18 protein-coding genes are annotated in these 15,912 nt (G+C 38.1%); 14 read left to right on the top strand and 4 right to left on the bottom strand.

Annotated features, from left to right (window positions below; all coding sequences use genetic code 11):
• Positions 1 to 38 precede the first annotated feature (38 nt).
• Entirely contained in the window at positions 39 to 1,565 is a 1,527-nt protein-coding gene (locus IGI97_RS12090) for an AMP-binding protein (RefSeq protein WP_002361196.1), read from the bottom strand.
• A 220-nt stretch (positions 1,566 to 1,785) separates the two neighbouring features.
• Between IGI97_RS12090 and IGI97_RS12085 the strand changes: the two genes are divergently transcribed.
• Positions 1,786 to 2,187 carry an organic hydroperoxide resistance protein gene (locus IGI97_RS12085; protein WP_002355332.1) on the top strand — a complete coding sequence of 134 codons (402 nt, stop codon included), beginning with the start codon at positions 1,786 to 1,788 and terminating at the stop codon, positions 2,185 to 2,187.
• A gap of 43 nt (positions 2,188 to 2,230) precedes the next feature.
• Here IGI97_RS12085 and IGI97_RS12080 read toward each other — a convergent pair whose 3' ends face one another.
• Positions 2,231 to 3,001 carry a sulfite exporter TauE/SafE family protein gene (locus tag IGI97_RS12080; RefSeq protein ID WP_225583261.1) on the bottom strand — a complete coding sequence of 257 codons (771 nt, stop codon included), beginning with the start codon at positions 2,999 to 3,001 and terminating at the stop codon, positions 2,231 to 2,233.
• A 169-nt stretch (positions 3,002 to 3,170) separates the two neighbouring features.
• On the opposite strand from IGI97_RS12080, the gene IGI97_RS12075 reads away from it, so the two are divergent.
• Genes IGI97_RS12075 through IGI97_RS12045 form a run of 7 tightly spaced genes read left to right on the top strand, consistent with a single transcriptional unit; the run spans position 3,171 to position 8,496 of the window.
• Positions 3,171 to 3,974 carry a PTS mannose/fructose/sorbose/N-acetylgalactosamine transporter subunit IIC gene (locus tag IGI97_RS12075; protein ID WP_002358431.1) on the top strand — a complete coding sequence of 268 codons (804 nt, stop codon included), beginning with the start codon at positions 3,171 to 3,173 and terminating at the stop codon, positions 3,972 to 3,974.
• Positions 3,967 to 4,785: a PTS system mannose/fructose/sorbose family transporter subunit IID gene (locus tag IGI97_RS12070; protein ID WP_002355336.1), complete on the top strand. Its 819-nt coding sequence runs from the start codon at positions 3,967 to 3,969 to the stop codon at positions 4,783 to 4,785. The genes IGI97_RS12075 and IGI97_RS12070 overlap by 8 nt, the downstream gene beginning before the upstream one ends.
• Positions 4,786 to 4,815: 30 nt before the next feature.
• Positions 4,816 to 5,292, top strand: coding sequence for a PTS system mannose/fructose/N-acetylgalactosamine-transporter subunit IIB (locus IGI97_RS12065; RefSeq protein WP_002355337.1), 477 nt, complete (start codon positions 4,816 to 4,818; stop codon positions 5,290 to 5,292).
• Positions 5,293 to 5,308: 16 nt separating this feature from the next.
• A complete protein-coding gene (locus tag IGI97_RS12060) occupies positions 5,309 to 6,160 on the top strand; it encodes a MurR/RpiR family transcriptional regulator (RefSeq protein WP_002355339.1) in 852 nt (283 codons plus the stop codon).
• A gap of 14 nt (positions 6,161 to 6,174) precedes the next feature.
• On the top strand, positions 6,175 to 7,065 hold the full coding sequence (murQ, locus tag IGI97_RS12055) for an N-acetylmuramic acid 6-phosphate etherase (protein ID WP_002361198.1): 891 nt from the start codon (positions 6,175 to 6,177) through the stop codon (positions 7,063 to 7,065).
• 12 nt (positions 7,066 to 7,077) lie between these two features.
• A complete protein-coding gene (locus tag IGI97_RS12050; RefSeq protein ID WP_002392506.1) occupies positions 7,078 to 8,067 on the top strand; it encodes a serine hydrolase domain-containing protein in 990 nt (329 codons plus the stop codon).
• 9 nt (positions 8,068 to 8,076) lie between these two features.
• Complete coding sequence (locus IGI97_RS12045; protein ID WP_002363016.1) at positions 8,077 to 8,496, top strand: PTS sugar transporter subunit IIA; 420 nt, start codon at positions 8,077 to 8,079, stop codon at positions 8,494 to 8,496.
• 34 nt (positions 8,497 to 8,530) lie between these two features.
• Here IGI97_RS12045 and IGI97_RS12040 read toward each other — a convergent pair whose 3' ends face one another.
• Positions 8,531 to 9,340 (bottom strand): DUF1189 domain-containing protein, encoded by an 810-nt coding sequence (locus tag IGI97_RS12040; RefSeq protein ID WP_002355344.1) that lies wholly within the window; start codon positions 9,338 to 9,340, stop codon positions 8,531 to 8,533.
• A gap of 193 nt (positions 9,341 to 9,533) precedes the next feature.
• Here IGI97_RS12040 and IGI97_RS12035 point away from each other — a divergent pair, with 193 nt between their 5' ends.
• The 6 genes from IGI97_RS12035 to IGI97_RS12010 all read left to right on the top strand — a co-directional run bounded on the left by IGI97_RS12035 (position 9,534) and on the right by IGI97_RS12010 (position 14,693).
• Positions 9,534 to 10,142 (top strand): superoxide dismutase, encoded by a 609-nt coding sequence (locus tag IGI97_RS12035; protein ID WP_438738707.1) that lies wholly within the window; start codon positions 9,534 to 9,536, stop codon positions 10,140 to 10,142.
• Between the two features lie 147 nt (positions 10,143 to 10,289).
• A complete protein-coding gene (dapF, locus tag IGI97_RS12030) occupies positions 10,290 to 11,270 on the top strand; it encodes a diaminopimelate epimerase (RefSeq protein WP_002370226.1) in 981 nt (326 codons plus the stop codon).
• Positions 11,271 to 11,419: 149 nt separating this feature from the next.
• The gene (locus tag IGI97_RS12025) at positions 11,420 to 12,628 is read left to right on the top strand and encodes an LCP family glycopolymer transferase (RefSeq protein WP_002390468.1); all 1,209 of its coding nucleotides are present in this window, start codon (positions 11,420 to 11,422) and stop codon (positions 12,626 to 12,628) included.
• Positions 12,629 to 12,758: 130 nt separating this feature from the next.
• A complete protein-coding gene (gene nagB, locus IGI97_RS12020) occupies positions 12,759 to 13,460 on the top strand; it encodes a glucosamine-6-phosphate deaminase (RefSeq protein ID WP_002355352.1) in 702 nt (233 codons plus the stop codon).
• A gap of 95 nt (positions 13,461 to 13,555) precedes the next feature.
• Positions 13,556 to 14,257 (top strand): MgtC/SapB family protein, encoded by a 702-nt coding sequence (locus tag IGI97_RS12015; protein ID WP_002355354.1) that lies wholly within the window; start codon positions 13,556 to 13,558, stop codon positions 14,255 to 14,257.
• Positions 14,258 to 14,336: 79 nt separating this feature from the next.
• Positions 14,337 to 14,693 carry a hypothetical protein gene (locus tag IGI97_RS12010; protein WP_002375865.1) on the top strand — a complete coding sequence of 119 codons (357 nt, stop codon included), beginning with the start codon at positions 14,337 to 14,339 and terminating at the stop codon, positions 14,691 to 14,693.
• A gap of 252 nt (positions 14,694 to 14,945) precedes the next feature.
• Here the strand turns inward: IGI97_RS12010 and nrdF are convergent, their stop codons facing one another.
• Complete coding sequence (gene nrdF / locus IGI97_RS12005) at positions 14,946 to 15,911, bottom strand: class 1b ribonucleoside-diphosphate reductase subunit beta (RefSeq protein WP_002355357.1); 966 nt, start codon at positions 15,909 to 15,911, stop codon at positions 14,946 to 14,948.
• Between the last annotated feature and the right edge of the window lies 1 nt (position 15,912).

Raw genomic sequence — 15,912 nt, 5'->3', positions numbered from 1 at the left:
GTTCTTTTGACCAACACTGTTTAACAAAGAATTTTATTTTATTGTTCTTTTAACCATTTTTCTAGTTGTAAACGTTGCACTTTCATAGTAGCTGTGTGAGGGATTTCATCAAAAGCCATAATGATAGGTTCGTTTAAATGTGGTAAATCGGCTACTTGTGTCCACCAAGCATCCCAATCCATTTCTTCCCCAGGGACAACCGCTAAAATTGGCTGAGGTTCATTTTCTTTGCCACGGACAATAATCACTTCTTCTAAGAAATCTAATGCATCCAATAAATGATCTTCAATAGCTAAATTACTGTCGATGTTTTCAATTAGATCTACTTGGCGATCTTTCAAGAATAAGTGGCCGCGTTCATCTAACATCCCGTAATCGCCGCTGTCCCACCATTCGCCGTAGACATTTTCTGCAAAGCGGGCATCTTCTTTGTAATATGTTAAGGCCCGTCCTTTTGATAAGAATTGGATATGGCCGTCCGTCATCGCAGGTAAAACTTGTCCTTTTTCATCGGTAATTCGAGCTTGTGTTAAATCCTCTAAACCAACGCCCATGTCACGAGCATCTGAATCTTTTAGGGATTCTAAAGTATGCGCTCGTAAGATCATTGGCCCGCATTCACTTTGTCCATAAACTTGTAGGAAAATTGGTTCATTGGCAGCAGATGCTTTTAAGAAAGCCACCATTGTAGCGTTGTTAATTGCATCAAAAGTAGAATGATAATAATGGACACTAGCGAAAGCTTCAGGTTTTTCTTTGGCCAAACGAACCCATTGAACGAAGTTATTGGGGTGTGTTTCTACAGCGATTGGTTGATAGGTGCTGAACATTTCAGCGACTTTTTCGCTCGAAGCATTTGCTAAAGGCATCATAGGGAAGCCCATGGCCATTAAAGAAGACACGCCAATGTTAAAACGAGAATGAACTGGCGAAATATGAAAGCCAACTAATTTCTTTTCAGCAATTTTTGTAAAAATGGTTTTTTGCCATTTTGTACGCCAACCCATAGAGTGATTGGAATGACAGATAAGTTTAGGAATACCTGTTGTTCCAGAGGTGTGGGTCATGTAGGCAATTTCGTCTTTAGTCAGTTCGTCTTGAGGAACTTCCGTGGCATCAGCTTCTAAAAGAGAAGCAACCGAAAGTTTTTTATTGGCAGAGCTGTTACGAACAGCTTGAACTTTTTCAGCAGTCACATCATCAAATAAAATATAAGGATCTTCTAAACGATCAACGAATACTTCAATTGTTTCAAAAGGTAAATGGTATGAAACCATTACAGGAACGGCTGCGAGATATGAGGCTGCAACAGCTAGTAAATACGTGTCGAATTTAGGACTTTTATAAATAATAATTTTGTCGCCTTTTTTTACACCTAAAGCGGCTAATTGATATGCCCGTTTCAAAATTTCTTGATGGCTTTCACCATAAGTTGTTTCTAAGCCAAGTGCAGGAAAAGCAGGCAAAGATTCATCAAAAATAATTGGAACAGTTGGTGTTTTTTCTGCGGCTTCTTGATAGTTTGTGTAGAGGTTTAATGGTTGATAATCAAGTAAGTGTGTCAAGGGAAAGTCTCCTTTGTAAAATAGTTTGTGTACAAATGTACAAGTTCACTTTATCCTATCATAGAATGGGTTCTTTTTCTACGTCAAAAATACAACGTTAAATGTTATTTTTTATTATTCACAAGCACAACGTTTGCTGTATCTGACAAAGTTTCCTACAATAATTATGTAAGTAACAAGTTCTCAGAAGTGTAAAACTTTACAAAGGAGAGGAATTTACATGAAAAAAATCTATGAAACAACTATCATTAATACGGGTGGACGTGCAGGAGAAGTTCACTCACCGGATAAATCATTTTCTTATGCGGTTGCTTCGCCAGGTGTCAAGAAAGAAAATACAACAAATCCAGAACAATTATTCGCAGCGGCTTACAGTGCTTGCTTTAACGGTGCATTAGAATTAGTGATGGATCAAGAAAAAGTCGAAGGTAAAAGTACAGTAACTGCACGTGTTTCCTTATTCCAAGGAGAAGATGGATTTAGCGTTGGTGCTGAATTAGAAGTTCATATTGATGGGGTAGATCAAGCTAAAGCAGAAGAACTTGTTAAAAAAGCCCACGAAATTTGCCCATATTCTAAAGCAACAAGAAATAATATAGATGTTAAATTAACAGTGATTTAATTAAAAAAGAAGCGCTTTGTCTATACGACAAAGCGCTTCTTTTTTAGATAACACTCCACAAATTATACATATTTAACAAAATAACTAAAAAAACAACTAAACTATAAATTTGGGCGACCCGTTGTTGGGATAATTTTTTACTGAAAAGACCGCCGACATAACCACCGAATAAAGCGGCAGGAATAATAGCCCAAAGCATTGTCAAATCAAAAACCGCAAACCCTGTGGTCAAGCCGATATTGCCAAGTTTGGCGAGTTGGGAGAAAAAAATAGTAATGATGGAATAGACAGTTGCTGATTTGATATCCATTCCAAAAAAGAGAATAAGGCAAGCTACATTAATGGGACCGCCACCGATGCCTAAAAAGGTTGATAGAATCCCTAAGCCTAATCCGACAATCAGAAAAATGCTCAATCCGTTGAGGTGTAAGTGCCAGTTGGAAAATTGATTGTAGAGAAGAACCAAAACCAAGGTCAGCAACATGATGATATATTGGATTAGTTGTACTTTTTCTTCATTTGGCGCTAGTGCAATCGCCTGATTAAGAAGTAAATCACCTAACATGCCGCCGACTAAGGAACCAAACGAAATACTCGCGGCTTTTTTCCATTCAATTTGGACACCATTTTGATACTGTTTATAAGTCGAAGAAATGGACATGACAAAAACAGCGACACTTGAATAGAACGCAATACTATTTAACGAATGGAACCCAAGAAAATCCAAAACAGGCTTAATAATGACGCCTCCACCCATCCCAGAGAGCGCCCCAACTGTATTGGATAGAAAAATAGTTATGAAATAAATCAGCAAAACCCGCACATAATCACTCCTAAACCGTTTTCTTTTAGTATAGCACAAAAATTATATAAGAAATGTAATTTCATTTAAAAATATTTTTAAAAAGAACTTGAAATGATATTTCTTTAATGGTATTCTACAAATACAAAAAAGAAAACGCATTCAAGGAGGATGAGAAAGCATGACAGTATCGATTGGTATTATTTTGATTTTATGTCTTTACACAGTTGTTGGTGTACTTGACCAAATTTCTATTCAGATTGGTCCATATACACCATTGTTTGCTGCAACTTTTACTGGCCTAGTCTTAGGAGATGTTCAAACAGGTTTGATGATTGGGGCAACGCTTCAATTGATGACATTAGGCGTAGCGACTTATGGAGGAGCAACAGTCCCAGACTTTCTTTCGGGGGCCATTATGGGAACGGCTTATGCAATCATTTCAGGGAAAGGGGCAGAGTATGGTATCGGAGTTGCGGTTCCGATTGGGTTATTATTGACACAACTAGATATTTTAGGCAGAATGGCTAATACGTTTTTCCAACACAAAGCAGATCGCTATGCGGAAGAAGGCAATTATAAAGGGGTCGAGCGTTGCAATGTTTTAGGAATTTTTCCTTGGACGATTTCTCGTGTCATCCCAGTTTTTATTGGCCTAGCTTTTGGTGAACAAGTTGTAAACGCTATCAATAATTGGATTCCTATTTGGGTGATGAATGGGTTAAAAGCAGCAGGTGCTATTTTACCAGCGATGGGGATTGCTATTTTAATGCGGTACTTGCCAATTAAAACATACTGGCCTTATTTTATTATTGGGTTCGTGTTACTTGCTTATGGGGCCCAATTCTTCTCAGTTTTAGGTGTCGCACTGGTTGGCTTGGCTTTAGCAGCGATTTATGTGATGAATCATAACAAAGGCGGCGCAGCTACAACAAGTGGCACGGTTATTTACGAAGATGATGAGGAGGTTGAGATTGATGACTAACAAATTAACAAAAAAGGATATTAATAAAGTTTACGTCCGTAATCTTTTTGGCTATCAGTGGGGCTGGAACTATGAAAAAATGCAAGGACTTGGTTACGCTTGGGTGATGATGCCTGCATTAAAGCGACTATACAGTGAAGATCCAGTAGCTATGAAGAAAGCCTTGAAGACACATCTTGGCTTTATGAATACAACGCCAGCCATGTCGCATTTAATTGTCGGAGCTGATATGGCTTTGGAAGAAGAAGTTGGTATTGAAGATGAAACGGCCATTACTGGCTTGAAAACAGGTCTAATGGGTCCGTTTGCTGGTGTTGGTGATACCATTTTTATCGCGATTTATCGTGCGATTGTTTTTTCGATTGCAGCTTACATGGCGCAAGGGGGACAGGTTGTTGGGTTACTGATCCCGTTAATTGCCGGAGCAGTGGTCCTATGGGTTCGCTATAAATTCACTTGGATTGGTTACCATCAAGGGAAAAAAATTGCGACAGAATTTGCGGATAAAATGAAATTGTTTACGCAAGGTGCAGCCATTTTAGGGTTAACAGTGGTCGGCGGTTTGATTCCTTCGGTAATTACTTACAAATTAGATTTAACTTATAAAATGGGAGATGTAACATTATCTGTTCAAGAAATGTTGGATAAAATTTTACCCGCATTAATTCCTTTAGGGATTGTTCTTTTATCCTATTGGTTACTAGGGAAAAAGAAAATGAATTCAACACGGCTAATCTTTGTTTTAATTTTAATTGGCATGGTTTTAGGCAATTTACAACCAATGTTGGCTTGGGTTGGCGGTTTATTTTAAAAAAATAGTATATAATAGGAGAGATTTATTATGACAATTGTACATGCAAGAGTAGATGAGCGTTTAATTCACGGACAAGTTGCAACCGTTTGGACGAATACGGTTGGAGCACAAAGAATCATGGTAGTAAATGATGCCGCTGTCAAAGATCAATTACAAATTGGTGCCTTAAAAATGGCAAAACCTGCAGGAGTTAAATTATCCATTTTATCAAAACGTAAAGCGATTGAAAAAATTTTAGCAGGCAATTATGATGAAGAAAAAGTCTTTTTAATTACGAAAGACATTGCAGACATGGCGGCTTTAATTGATGGCGGTGTCCCATTACAGAGCTTCAATGTCGGCAATATTTCTCAAAAAGAAGGCAGTCGAGCAATTAAAAAATCTGTTGCATTAACCGATGAAGATATTCAAACCGTTCGTCGTTTAACAGATAATGGGGTGACTATTACCGCACAGATGATCCCTTCTGAACCAAACGAAGCAATTTTAACTTTCATAAAATAGAAATGGAGATGAGAAGATGGAGCCAATCCGTTCAATCAGACAAAAATATAAGGACTTTTCCAAAGTAAATAAGAGAATCGCAGACTATATACTGAAGGATCCGACCCGTCTTCTCTCATTAACAGCAAACGAAATTGCTAGCAATAGCGAAACTTCTCCGGCGTCAGTTACCCGTTTTTCTAAACAATTAGGGTTTGACAGCTGGGAAGAGTTAAAACTATCCATTGCAGCGGTACAAGCTGCCAGTAACGGTAAAAAAGATATTGATCCAATTGTAGCGGCGGATGATTCGGTGGATACTATTTGTATGAAAGTGGAATCTTTATTAAATGCTACGATTGAGGATTTATTTTATACAGTGGATAAACAAGCCTTGGAACGAGCAATCGCGCATGTTAAAAAAGCGGAAAAAATTCATTTGGTTGGAATTGGTGCCTCTTCTTTAACGACTTATAATCTTTATCACAAGTTTAACCGCGCTGGTCGCCAAGCAATTTTTAATTATGATAGTCACATGATGTTGGAGTTTTTAAATTATGCAACGGCACAAGACATTTTGATCACGGTCTCCTATAGTGGTTTGACAAAAGAAGCCTTAATCGCCTGTGAAATTGCCAAAAATAGGGGCGCAACGGTTATTTTTATTACCAGTAACGATGGAGAAAACGTGCGATCATTGAGCGATGAAGTTCTTTTAGTCCCCAATAATGAGCACCTCATTCGAGTTGGGGCTATTTCATCGATTGCTTCGTCAATGGCAATTGGCGATGTTCTGTATTTAGGTTCAATTCAAGATGATTTAGACACAGAAATTGAACGTAATATGATTGAAACGAGTCAACTTGTCAGCCGTCTAAAAGAGAAGTAGGGGTGTGCAAGCAAATGAACTTAGAAGGATTAACGACAGAAGCCAGAAATGAAGCGACTAAAAAGATTGACCAAGTGTCAACATTAGAAATGGTAACTTTAATAAATCAAGAAGACCAAAAGGTAGCACAAGCAATTGAAAAGGTGCTTCCGCAGATTGCTGCAGCAATTGATGCAGCGGCAGAACGATTTAAAAAAGGGGGCCGTTTAATCTATTGTGGTGCAGGAACGTCTGGACGTTTAGGTGCTTTGGATGCGATTGAATTAACACCCACATATAGTGTGTCGCCAGAACGCGCATTTGGTATTTTAGCTGGTGGTGAAAAAGCAATGTATCAAGCAATTGAAGGCGCTGAAGACTCGAAAGAATTAGCTATCGAAGATTTAACACAACATCAATTGACTGCCCGAGATGTCGTAATTGCGATTGCTGCTAGTGGTCGGACACCATATGCTGTTTCCGCAATTGAATACGGAAAAAAAGTGGGCGCTCTAACCATTTCAGTTACCTGTAATAATCAAAGTCCGATGAATCAATTGGCGGAAATTGGGATTGCGCCAATTGTAGGACCGGAAGTCATTACAGGGTCAACTAGAATGAAAGCGGGTTCAGCACAGAAAATGGTTTTAAATATGTTTTCAACAGGAATTATGGTTAAAGTAGGGAATATCTATCAAAATTTGATGGTCAACGTACAACCAACGAACGAAAAATTAATGCAACGTGCCACGAATATCATTAAAGAAGCAGCAGAAATCGAGGAATCGCAAGCCAAAGAATACTTGGAGGCAGCACAGCTAGAAGTGGCACCAGCCATTGTAATGGCGAAAGCCCACGTTGATTTTCAAAAAGCCAAACAACTATTAGCAGAACATGACGGACGGATTTCAGAAGTTTTAGCATAGAAGTGGTGAACAATGAATCAAATCGCAATTCAAGAAACAATTCAGAGACTGATTAATCAGCAAGTCGTTCCGGGTGTCGCTTGGGGGACGATCACAGAAGATAGCTTATCAGAACAGTATACGGGCTTTTTAGGTAATACTGGTCCATTTGCAAGACAAAAGGTTTCATCAGCTAGCCTGTATGATTTAGCGTCCTTAACGAAAGTTATTGGGACAACAAATCGAATGTTACAATTAATCGATACAAATCAGCTTACTTTTTCAACCACTGTGGGGGAAATCCTACCTGATTATCAAGGACTATCTTGTTCGATTGGGGAGCTTCTACTGCATCAGAGCGGACTGCCAGCTGATGTTGTCGATAAGAAAAATGTCACAAAAAAAAGCTTGCAAGAAATCATTTTAACGCATTCGTTATCTGAACGAGGGAAAACCACTTATTCTGATTTAGGGTATTACTTATTGGGAGAAATTATTCAAGTATTGGATCGCTGCTCATTAGAAGAGAGCTTTCAAACATACTTATTTCAACCAATGAACCTACAGCATACAAGTTTTACGGTCAGCGATTTTGCCCAGGCAGTGCCCACAGAGATTACAAAACAACGCGGCGTTATTCAGGGAGTGGTCCACGATTCGAAAGCCTATCAACTAAAAGCGCCAATTGGCAGTGCAGGTTTATTTGCAACTTTACCAGATTTACTCACTTTTGTTCAGTGTTTTATGAACAATCGCTACCCGTCTGGCAAACCATTATTTTCTGAAAAAATGTTCGATGCTCTCTGGTCTATGAACCAAGGGGGACGTACATTTGGTTGGGAATTGAAAAAGACGCAAGCAGGGGCAGGCTATTTGTATCATACTGGCTTTACTGGAACGGCGATTGGTATGAAAAAAGAGACCAAAGAAGCCCTAATTTTGCTGACGAATCGGATTCATCCCACTCGTGAAGAACGTGGCTTTCTGAAAGCACGAACAAAAATTTATCAGCAGTATTTTTAGGAGGATATGATGAAACCAAAATTAATTTTAATGAGCCATGGACGGATGGCAGAAGAAACCTTAGCTTCTACTCAAATGATTGTCGGGGAATTAGCAGATGCTGCGATTGTGTCAATGACCGCAGAAGATGGCTTGAGCGGCACGCAAGCAAAACTGGCAGCAATCTTAAAAGAAGCTGGCAATGTCCCGACGCTTGTATTAGCTGATTTAAAAGGAGGAACACCTTGTAATGTGGCTATGATGGCCATGGGCACTTATCCGCAATTGCGAGTAGTCGCTGGACTTAATTTAGCAATGGCAATTGAAGCAGCCGTCTCACCTGTGGAAAATGTGGATGAATTAGCTGCATATTTAACGCAAATTGGCCAATCTGCGGTGACCACGATTGACTTACCTGAATTAACAGATGAAGAAGAATTTGAAGAATAGCAAAAAGGTGTTGTCTCAAAGACAACACCTTTTTTTAAGAACCAGGGATATTCCGTGGTTCGTTTTTGGTTGTGACAAAGAAAAAGAACAGACTTAGTAAAATAACTAGGATGCCATCGTTAAACATCGGATTTACGAAATTTAAAATAGCACTTAAGATGACTGGCACGGTAGCACAATACGTAATAATTTTTAAACAATCAATCAAACGTAAAGAATAAAAACGTAATTTTGAATAGAGAGATGCACCGATAGCGGCAATCAGTAAGTCTAAAACTAAACCGATTAGAACAGGGTAGATAGCCACTAAAAAGACAATGAGTTTTGTCCACCAAGGGATTGCTGCTTCACTTAGCGCAGTCTTGATACTCTGAGCGTTAACGCCATCTAAGGTTCCTTTACTATAGGGGAAGATAAATTGGTCGGTGCCTAGAATTGATTCAGTTGCGCCTGAATTCGGTAAGGCGACTACAAATTCATCTTGTAAAAAAGCCAAACCAAACGCATTACCAATTAAATCCTTTTGGACATCAGCGGCTGTACGTTTTCCATCTGGATCAAACGTAAAAATAATCGAGTCGGTTTGATAAATAAAGCCAGATTCTTTGGCCTTTGTTTGCAACGTGCCATTTTCAATAGAAAAGTCAGGCAACTTTTCTGCAATTTTTTGGCCATCTTGTTGCACCTCTTGTAGCACAGAAAAGACTTGTTTGGTAATAGGTAGTGCTAAAATAGCACTTAAAAAAACAGCATAGAGAATTACTTTCCAAAACGCCATTTTTTTCGCATGCCGTAATTCTGAAACTGAAAAAAAGGCCTGCTTAAATAATTGCAATGTATTCATTTATTTACTCCTCACATCATTCTTCTACAGGTCATTCTAGCGAATTTATGAGGGAAACACAAGGTAATCTCCCTCTTTTGTAAAACTTTTCTTTTGGCAAGCAAACTATTTTGTAGAAAGCGGTTCACTCTGTTATCATAATAGTTGTATGAAAGACGTATGTTACATACTAAAAAATAGGGGGATTTAAAAAATGACTTACACATTACCAGAATTAGCATATGCTTATGATGCATTAGAACCTTACATTGACGTGGAAACAATGCACTTACACCATGATAAACACCACAACACTTATGTGACTAACTTAAACGCAGCGATTGAAAAACATCCAGAATTAGGCGAAAAATCTGTAGAAGACCTAATTTCAGATATGAATGCTATTCCTGAAGATATCCGCACAGTCGTTCGTAACAATGGTGGCGGGCACGCAAACCATACATTCTTCTGGGAAATTATGGCACCAAATGCTGGTGGACAACCAACTGGCGCTATTAAAGAAGCAATCGATGAAACATTTGGCAGCTTTGATGAAATGAAAGCTGCTTTCAAAACAGCTGCAACTGGCCGCTTTGGTTCAGGTTGGGCTTGGTTAGTTGTGAATAACGGTAAATTAGAAATCACTTCTACACCAAACCAAGATTCACCATTAATGGATGGCCAAACACCTGTTTTAGGTCTTGACGTTTGGGAACATGCGTATTACTTAAAATATAAAAACGTTCGTCCAGATTACATTGAAGCATTCTGGAACGTTGTTAACTGGGATAAAGTAAACGAACTTTTTGCAGCAGCAAAATAAGTTTGCCAATTGTGAAGGAAAGAGTCAAATGACGGCTGTCATTTGACTCTTTCCTTTTACAAATCCAGGGTCGAAATAGTTGTTCGTTTATGGCATACTAAAGTAAGTAGGGAAAGATAACGGATACATAAAGAAGGAGCTAAAAAAATGAATGTTATGATGCAAAAAGTACACGGGTCAGAAAATGATTTCTTTTTATTGGATGAAACACAGTTTGAGCGTTCTTTAACCGCTGAGGAAATTGAGCAATTGCGCATCCAGTTATGTTCGCGGGAAACAGGATTATTGGCGGGAGCAGATGGGTTACTTTTGGTAGGAGAAGGGACTCACGGCACGTCCAATGCTAGAATGCGAGTGATTAACAGCGATGGTAGTGAAGCAAGCATGTGCGGGAACGGCTTGCGTACGGTTGCCCGTTATTTAGCTGAAAAAAACCAAGAAAAATCATTTACAGTTGAAACAATGTTTGCAGATTTGAAAGTACGTCAAGCCCCCAATTTAGCTGAAGAAGTAGCGACTTACCAAGTGGAAATTTCGCCAGTAAGTTTTGAAGCAGTCACTATCCCAATGCATTTAGGGGTCCAAACATTAATTGATGAAATCGTACCAGCCTTATCTAAAACCATTCGCTTTACAGCGGTAGCAGTGCCTAATCCGCACCTTGTAGCATTTGTGGATCACGAAACCTTAAATGGTCCAGAATTTGAACGAATCGCTACCTATGTAAATAATGAAAATCCGTATTTTCCAGAAGGGATAAATGTGAGTTTTGTTGAAATTCTTGGCAAAAATCAACTATTTGTTCGAACGTATGAACGTGGTGTAGGTTTTACAAGTGCTTGTGGGACAGCTATGTGCGCAAGTAGTTTACTTTATACGTTATTGAAAGATGGTGTTTTTTATGAAGAAATAACCGTCAAAAATGCTGGAGGTATGGTGAAAACAGTCGTCCACGAAACGTCTGATGGCAGTTATTGGATGGAATTAATTGGGAATGCCACGATTACGCATTTGATTGAAGGATCACTGACTGATTTACTAAATGGTGCATTTGAGAAAATAACTATCACTGAAACGAATGAACAGAAACATTATCAAGAATTTCTGCAAACACTTTCTCAAAAATAACAATTGTTCCTTGATAAAGCGCTCTTTTATTTTACAATTGTGTTAAGTTCTTGTTCCAAAAAATAAAAAATATTGCTTGAATAAGCAAACTATGAGAAAATAAAGGGCATGAATTAAGAATTATTCTTAGATAAACGAGGAAGTGTCTTATGAAACTATGGAAAAAAGTAGTACTGGGCTTCTTGAGCGTCTTGCTAGTGGTAGTAGCTGGGGTATGTGCTTACGGGATTAAGATGTATTCAGATGCCAATTCAACAATTAATGGGATCTATCAATCAGTTAACCGTAAGTCCAATAAAGGAGCCACGGCCAATATTGATGCGCAAGAACCATTCTCTGTTCTTTTAATGGGGATTGACACAGGCGATTTAGGCCGAACAGAGCAAGGTCGTTCAGATACTACAATGGTTGTAACCATCAACCCGAAAGAAAACAAGTCCACAATGATCAGTTTGGATAGAGATATTCTAACAGATATTGTTGGAAATGACACACAAGACAAATTGAACCATGCCTATGCATTTGGTGGCGCCGAAATGGCGATTAATACAGTCCAAGAATTACTGGATATTCCCATCCATCACTATGTATCCATCAATATGAAAGGGTTAAAAGACCTGATTGATGCGGTAGGCGGTATTGAAGTAGATAATACGATTGGTGAATTTACGTTGGACGGTATTACTGTTCCAGCGGGTAAAATCAAGTTAGATGGCACGACAGGTTTGGCTTATGCGCGGATGCGTCACGAAGATCCTGAAGGAGATGTGGGTCGTCAACGCCGCCAACGAGAAGTTGTTGAGAAAATCGTGCGCAAAGTCATGAGTTTTGATGGTGTTTCAAAATATCGAAAAATTCTTGATGCTGTTGAAGCCAATGTAAAAACAGACTTAACTTGGGATGACATGATGGACATCCAATCAAAATATTTGTCTGCCTTTAAAACAATTGACTCTGAGCAATTACAAGGATACAGTGCAACCATTGATGATATTTATTATCAAGTCCTAGATCCAAATAGCTTATACAAGACACAAACAACGCTTAGAAAACAACTTGGTTTAAAAGAACATGCTTCTGAACGTGAAAAAGATTTAGCCTTTTATAATCAGTTTAGCTATGCTGTTACAGATACTGCACTGATTGGTGAATCTGGTGATTCAAGTGCCAATAGCTCTACTAGTTCGAGTAGCACAGCGGACACCACAGCCGGACAAACAGAATACAACGGCAATACGCAACAAGCAGCAGAAGGAGCCTACGATCCGAATACGTACGTTGACCCAAATGCGTACACAGATCCAAACGCTTATGCTGATCCAAATACGTATGTGGATCCCAACGCACCACAATATTAATCTGTTAAACAAGCTCGAAAACTTCTATTTCTGATGGGAAATAGAAGTTTTTTTCTTTTATTCTAGAAATTTTTTTCAGAAGGTGTTATAATTGGACTATACCAAAATAAACCGTAAGGAGCGTGTCAAAATGCAAATTATCCGTGTAGCAAATGCAGAAGAAGGCGGCAAAAAAGCGTTTGAATTAATTAAAGAAGGTATGAACAATGGTGCGAAAGTTTTAGGCTTAGCAACAGGTAGTACACCAGAAACATTATATAAAGAAATGACAGCAAGTGATGTCGACTTTACAGAAATGACTTCTGTAAACTTAGATGAATATGTTGGTTTAGGTGGCGAAGATGAGCAAAGTTACCGTTATTTCATGAACAAACACTTATTCGACAAAAAACCATTTAAAGAAACATTTGTACCAAATGGTAAAGCAGAAGATTTAGATGCTGCTTCCGCAGAATATGAAAAAATTATCGATGCACATCCAGTAGATATCCAAATCTTAGGTATTGGTCAAAATGGACACATTGGTTTCAACGAACCAGGCACACCTCTAGATAGCTTAACACATGTCGTTGAGTTGACTGAATCAACAATCAACGCAAACAAACGTTATTTTGACAAAGTAGAAGATGTCCCAACACGTGCTGTTTCTATGGGGATTGGCTCAATCATGAAAGGTAAAAAAATGATTTTAATGGCTTATGGCGAAGCAAAAGCAGAGGCCATTAAAGGAATGATTGACGGACCAGTAACAACAGACATGCCAGCAAGTGCATTACAAAACCATCAAGATGTTGTTGTAATCATTGATGATGCAGCTGCAAGTAAATTATAATCGTTGATTAAAAAGAACTTGAAACATAAGGATTTCCTTATGTTTCAAGTTCTTTTTTTGTTATACTGGAAGTAATAGAAGAAGAGGTGAAAAGGATGTTACAGCTAACAATTCCAGAAATTATTTTACGGTTAGTCCTAGCGATGGTGATGGGTGGCGCAATTGGTTTTGAAAGACAATATAAGAATCGCCCAGCAGGGATGCGCACTCACATTTTAGTTTGTATGGGCGCGGCTATTATTGCGTTAATTCAGTCGCAAATTGCAATCAATGCATTGAAAGATGCGTTAGCTAATCCGGCTTTGACGGGGGTCATTCGTTCAGATCAAGCAAGGTTGATTGCACAAGTTGTAAGTGGAATCGGCTTTTTAGGTGCTGGAACCATCATTGTAACGAAACAAAGTGTCACCGGATTGACGACAGCAGCGTCACTATGGACCGTTGCTGGTTTAGGGATCGCGGTGGGCATGGGCTACTATACGATTGCCTTAACAAGTTTTATCGGTGTATTATTTGCCTTAACCATTGTCAAACGAATTATTCACGTACCAACAATCAAAAAATTAGAAATTCGCTATCAACATAAACAAGAAACCAAAGAATTTATTAATCAGTATTTTGAAGAAAAACATATTGAAATTTATGATGTGAATTTCAATGTTTCTTGGGTAGATGATACAAAAATCTATACGAATATCTATACTATTGATTTGCCTAAAGGCCTAACGTATGCCGATGTTATCGAAGATCTATCTGTTTCAAATAATGTAACAAAATTACGATTGATTAATGTGTAGAAATTAAAAAATATCTCATGAAATGGATGCTTTTAGCGTTTGGTTTTATAGGGATAATGAAAATAGAGAGGGATGTAGGATGAAAAATAATCAAGAAAAAGCTAATGAGAAAATGAATATCTCTAATTCTTCTTTTGATAAAATGAATACAAAAGTAGATCCTTCGCAAAATGGTTCACCCCTTCCATTTCAAGTGGGAGATTTTGCTTCTACCAGATTTGAAAAAGGAGAAGAAAAATCTAGCCGAGAAATACTCCAATTTTATTTGGTGGGCATTATTTTATCTCTTATTGGGTATCTAGGGTTAATAAAAATTCCCGTATTTAAGAATGTTTTGGAAAATACTATCGGTTCTTTTGTTATTTTAGCCTGCATCATAATTTTTAGCTTTATTTTCTCCAAAATTATCCAGGTTGCTTTTAAAAGAAAAAAGTAAGCCATTTTGCATAAGCTAATTGTTATCCTGTTTATCAGGGGCAATGAGAAAAGAAATTACTTATAAGTTAGAGTAGGGTACATAATAAAATGGTTTCATACTCTAATTTATATATATCTTTTACTTAGGGAGGTGAAAAGTATGTTTGGTTGGATTAGTTCTTGGTTCGGTGGCGGCTCATTCGGCGGTGGCGGTGCCTCAGGAAGTTGGTAAAATAAAAAGCTAGAAACGATTAGCGTTTCTAGCTTTTTGCTATTTATCTAAACCGTAAAGATAGTCATCATCTTTCATGGCTTCAACTGTTCCTAGTAAATAGCCATTTCCTACTTGGGAGAAGAAGTCATGGTTGCTAGTTCCTGTCGAAATACCATTCATTACAATCGGGTTCACATCATTGGCTGTATCCGCAAATAAGGGATCCATACCTAAGTTCATTAAAGCTTTGTTGGCGTTGTAACGTAAAAAGGTTTTTACTTCTTCGGTCCAACCTAAGTCATCATATAATTCTTCTGTATAACGTTCTTCGTTTTCGTACAATTCGTAAAGTAAATTATACATCCAGTCTTTTAGTTTATCTTGCTCATCTTCTGGTAATTCATTAAATCCTAATTGGAATTTATAGCCAATATACGTGCCGTGCACTGATTCATCACGGATAATCAATTTAATAATTTCAGCGACGTTCGCTAGTTTATTGTTTCCTAAATAGTAAAGAGGAGTGTAAAACCCAGAATAGAATAAAAACGTTTCTAAAAATACACTAGCAATTTTTTTCTCTAACGGAGTACCGTTTTTATAAATTTCGTTAATCCGTTCTGCTTTATATTGCAGATGTTTGTTGGTATTTGTCCACTCAAAAATATCATCAATCTCTTTTTTTGTATTTAATGTACTGAAGATAGAAGAATAACTTTTGGCATGGACAGATTCCATGAATTGGATGTTATTTAAGACGGCTTCTTCATGAGGCGTCCGCACATCATTTCTCAGTTGATCCATGCCGCTTTCTGATTGAACAGTATCTAATAAAGTTAAACCGCCGAAAACGTAGCCGACAGTAGTTTTTTCTAAATCGGAAAGAGTCCGCCAATCATCTAAGTCATTGGATAACGGAATCCGTGTATCTAACCAAAATTGTTCGGTTAATTTTTCCCAAGTGGATTTATCAATGACGTCTTCAATGGCGTTCCAGTTAATTGCTTCATAATACGTTGCCATG

Source organism: Enterococcus sp. DIV2419 (assembly GCF_051711865.1).
In the GTDB taxonomy this organism is placed as follows: domain Bacteria; phylum Bacillota; class Bacilli; order Lactobacillales; family Enterococcaceae; genus Enterococcus; species Enterococcus faecalis.
This window is presented reverse-complemented; position numbering and strand designations above follow the sequence as displayed.

What these genes read in the sequence shown, in the direction of transcription:
- IGI97_RS12085 (WP_002355332.1), top strand. Translation starts at nt 1,786, where the DNA reads ATGAAAAAAATCTATGAAACAACTATCATTAATACGGGTGGACGTGCA.
- IGI97_RS12075 (WP_002358431.1), top strand. Translation starts at nt 3,171, where the DNA reads ATGACAGTATCGATTGGTATTATTTTGATTTTATGTCTTTACACAGTT.
- IGI97_RS12070 (WP_002355336.1), top strand. Translation starts at nt 3,967, where the DNA reads ATGACTAACAAATTAACAAAAAAGGATATTAATAAAGTTTACGTCCGT.
- IGI97_RS12065 (WP_002355337.1), top strand. Translation starts at nt 4,816, where the DNA reads ATGACAATTGTACATGCAAGAGTAGATGAGCGTTTAATTCACGGACAA.
- IGI97_RS12060 (WP_002355339.1), top strand. Translation starts at nt 5,309, where the DNA reads ATGGAGCCAATCCGTTCAATCAGACAAAAATATAAGGACTTTTCCAAA.
- murQ (WP_002361198.1), top strand. Translation starts at nt 6,175, where the DNA reads ATGAACTTAGAAGGATTAACGACAGAAGCCAGAAATGAAGCGACTAAA.
- IGI97_RS12050 (WP_002392506.1), top strand. Translation starts at nt 7,078, where the DNA reads ATGAATCAAATCGCAATTCAAGAAACAATTCAGAGACTGATTAATCAG.
- IGI97_RS12045 (WP_002363016.1), top strand. Translation starts at nt 8,077, where the DNA reads ATGAAACCAAAATTAATTTTAATGAGCCATGGACGGATGGCAGAAGAA.
- IGI97_RS12040 (WP_002355344.1), bottom strand. Translation starts at nt 9,340, where the DNA reads ATGAATACATTGCAATTATTTAAGCAGGCCTTTTTTTCAGTTTCAGAA.
- IGI97_RS12035 (WP_438738707.1), top strand. Translation starts at nt 9,534, where the DNA reads ATGACTTACACATTACCAGAATTAGCATATGCTTATGATGCATTAGAA.
- dapF (WP_002370226.1), top strand. Translation starts at nt 10,290, where the DNA reads ATGAATGTTATGATGCAAAAAGTACACGGGTCAGAAAATGATTTCTTT.
- IGI97_RS12025 (WP_002390468.1), top strand. Translation starts at nt 11,420, where the DNA reads ATGAAACTATGGAAAAAAGTAGTACTGGGCTTCTTGAGCGTCTTGCTA.
- nagB (WP_002355352.1), top strand. Translation starts at nt 12,759, where the DNA reads ATGCAAATTATCCGTGTAGCAAATGCAGAAGAAGGCGGCAAAAAAGCG.
- IGI97_RS12015 (WP_002355354.1), top strand. Translation starts at nt 13,556, where the DNA reads ATGTTACAGCTAACAATTCCAGAAATTATTTTACGGTTAGTCCTAGCG.
- IGI97_RS12010 (WP_002375865.1), top strand. Translation starts at nt 14,337, where the DNA reads ATGAAAAATAATCAAGAAAAAGCTAATGAGAAAATGAATATCTCTAAT.
- nrdF (WP_002355357.1), bottom strand. Translation starts at nt 15,911, where the DNA reads ATGGCAACGTATTATGAAGCAATTAACTGGAACGCCATTGAAGACGTC.